The sequence below is a fragment of the Microcoleus sp. S13_C3 genome, from assembly GCF_036700905.1.
GTDB lineage: Bacteria > Cyanobacteriota > Cyanobacteriia > Cyanobacteriales > Microcoleaceae > Microcoleus.
In genome coordinates, this window is the sequence record NZ_JAUBPT010000312.1 from 1 (window position 1) to 2,871 (window position 2,871).

General features: G+C 44.8%; 3 protein-coding genes. All 3 read right to left on the reverse strand.

The genetic code is table 11. The features are described from left to right. Window positions 1-123: 123 nt before the first annotated feature. Window positions 124-435, reverse strand: coding sequence for a P-II family nitrogen regulator (locus tag QUA16_RS36210; protein ID WP_223300725.1), 312 nt, complete (start codon window positions 433-435; stop codon window positions 124-126). Between the two features lies 1 nt (window position 436). Beyond that, the gene (locus QUA16_RS36215; RefSeq protein ID WP_333109655.1) at window positions 437-1,408 is read right to left on the reverse strand and encodes a sodium-dependent bicarbonate transport family permease; all 972 of its coding nucleotides are present in this window, start codon (window positions 1,406-1,408) and stop codon (window positions 437-439) included. A gap of 203 nt (window positions 1,409-1,611) precedes the next feature. After that, on the reverse strand, window positions 1,612-2,346 hold the full coding sequence (locus QUA16_RS36220; protein WP_333109654.1) for a glutathione peroxidase: 735 nt from the start codon (window positions 2,344-2,346) through the stop codon (window positions 1,612-1,614). Between the last annotated feature and the right edge of the window lie 525 nt (window positions 2,347-2,871).

A 2,871-nucleotide genomic window follows, 5' to 3' on the forward strand; every position in this document is an offset into this window, starting at 1 on the left:
ATGACTAATGACTAATGACTAATGACTAATGACTAATGACTAATGACTAATGACTAATGACTAATGACTAATGACCAATGACTAATGACTAATAACTAATGACTAATGACTAATGACTAATGACTACCCAACGCACCTAGTAATTAGCAATTCCACCGCATCTGAAATAAAACACGACCCACCAAATTTATTGAGCACGGGTCTAATGTTTTCTGCAACTGCTGAAACTTGAGCTGGTGAACAAAAAGCAAGCACATAAATGTTATCCAGCGCCGTCATTGATGAATCACGGGAAACGTGATCCCTAGTGCTTTTTCCAGCCACATCACGAATCACCGAATAACCGGGTACGCCCGCTTTGTCTAAACCGTCTAAAATCTTGCCGAGTTCCACTGAGTGGGCTATGATTTCTACTCTTTTGACTGACTCCATCATCTCACCTCCAAAACATATTGATTCCGTATAGATACAGGGGAATGCCTACAATGATATTAAATGGAAATGTCACTGCTAAGGCAGTTGAAATGTAAAGACTTGGATTCGCTTCGGGAACAGTTAGGCGCATGGCTGCTGGTACTGCTATATAAGAAGCACTCGCGCACAATACGGCAAACAGCAAAGTGTCTCCCTGTGGCATTCCGATTAATTTGGCTATTACCAAAGCAATTACTGCGTTGACTATGGGAATTAGGATTGCAAAGCCGATCAGAAAAATTCCTGCTTCTTGCAAATCTTTAATTCTGCTAGCGGCAACCAGCCCCATGTCTAGCAAGAAAAAAGTTAAAACTCCGTAAAACAAGTCTTGAGTAAACGGACTCATAACTTCCCAACCATGTTCTCCTGTCATTATGCCCATAATTAGGCTGCCAATCAGCAGAAAAACTGAACTGTTTAGGAATGCTTCTTGCAACACTTCTGACCAAACTATTTCGCGTTTTCCTTCTTCCCCGCCAAATACACTGACTAGAATGAGACCAACTATAATTGCTGGGGATTCCATTAATGCTAGCGCGGCTACCATGTAACCGTCAAAGTCGATCCCCTGTGCTGTGAGGAAGGAGGTTGCGGTGATAAATGTGACGGCGCTGATGGAACCGTAGGTGGCTGCGATCGCCGCGGCATTGTAGGAGTCTAGTTTTACCCTCAGTATGAAAAAAGTATAAATTGGTACTAGCATTGACATCAGCATCGCTGCCAAAATTGTCAGGGCAACTTGCTGGTCAATTCCGCTTTTGGATAGTTCGACGCCGCCTTTAAATCCGATCGCAAACAGCAAGTACAGCGAAAACAGTTTGGGGATGGGCGCTGGAATTTCTAAATCAGATTTGAGAAAAATTGCCAGCATTCCCATGAAAAAAGCTAATATGGGTGGATTTAAGATATTTGACGCGACTAAACTCAAATCCACGATCGTTCACTCCCATTTCTTGCGTTTTTAATATTACTTCCCCAGTAATTGTGGCACGAGAATGGATAAATAGACCGATCGAACTTTTGACACCGAAGCTTGATTAGGCTAAATACCCCCAAATACGGCAAAGGTGCACAGTACGCACCGTACAACGAGTAAGGTGTGCACTGTGCACCCGCAGGCTAAGTATTGTTGTTTAACTAGGCCACTGCCAAATAAGACTCTAGGGCTTCGGAACCACCGATCAACTTGCCGTCGATAAATACTTGCGGCACAGTTGTAGCCCCAGTCATAGCCCGGAGCGATCGGGTTGTGATATCCCGACCCAAAACGATTTCTTCATAATCCAAGCCCTTTTGACTCAGCATTCCCTTAGCCTTAGCGCAGAAGGGACAGCCCATTTTTGTAAACAGCGAAACTAGCTTCGGCTTGGTTGCTGCGGAGTTGATGTAGTTGAGCATCGTCTCGGCATCAGACACTTTGAAAGGATCGCCCGGTTCCTCTGGCTCAATAAACATTTTTTCAACAACGCCATCTTTTACCAGCATCGAATAGCGCCAAGACCGCTTGCCAAAGCCTAAATCTGTTTTGTCTACCAGCATTCCCATGCCTTGAGTAAATTCGCCGTTACCGTCGGGAATTAACGTCACATTGTCTGATTCTTGGTCTTTGGCCCACTCATTCATCACAAAAGTGTCGTTGACGGAAATACAAACGATTTCATCTACGCCGTTTTCTTTGAAAACTTTGGCCAATTCGTTGTAACCGGGGAGGTGCGTTGACGAACAAGTGGGAGTAAAAGCTCCTGGCAGCGAGAAGACTACTACGGTTTTGCCTGCAAATATATCATCGGTGGTGACATCGACCCACTCGTTGTCTTTGCGAGTGCGAAAGGTGACTTTGGGTACTCTTTGACCTTCTTGATTCGTCAGCATGATTTTAAATTTTTGGGTACTTGGGTTCAATTCCTTTGCTTTTTATAGCGTACTCATAACGAGTATGAGTTGTCAAGGGCAGGCGAGTTTTTTTCTCGGACTTGGGCGCGCGCGAGAGCAGTTCATTGTCTTTGCGACAGCTAGCAGATTTAACTGCCAGCCGGGAAGTCCCTCGGTATATTCAGAGGGGACATATCTGAGCGCTGCGCGAAGTACCCCGAATGAATTACGCCCGCGTGATGGAAAGAAGCGTCGGATGTCGCGGACGGAAGCCGACAATTATTCTTTTATGTCCCTTGATAATCTGGAAATACTCTGGTAATATATTAGTAAGTGGGGGTGGAACTACCTCACTATAAAAAGCCTTTGTAAAAAAGCAAACAAGAAGCCTGCGGTCTAACGGTACTCCGTTGACCGTCAGGTTTGTTCACAACTTGCTGTTTAAGGAGCGCGAATTAAATAACTTACAATTTTAATTGTTATTGTGGGATGGGCGTCCCGCCCGTCCTTTTTGGACGGGCGGGA

What these genes read in the sequence shown, in the direction of transcription:
- QUA16_RS36220 (WP_333109654.1), bottom strand. Translation starts at nt 2,346, where the DNA reads ATGCTGACGAATCAAGAAGGTCAAAGAGTACCCAAAGTCACCTTTCGC.
- QUA16_RS36210 (WP_223300725.1), bottom strand. Translation starts at nt 435, where the DNA reads ATGATGGAGTCAGTCAAAAGAGTAGAAATCATAGCCCACTCAGTGGAA.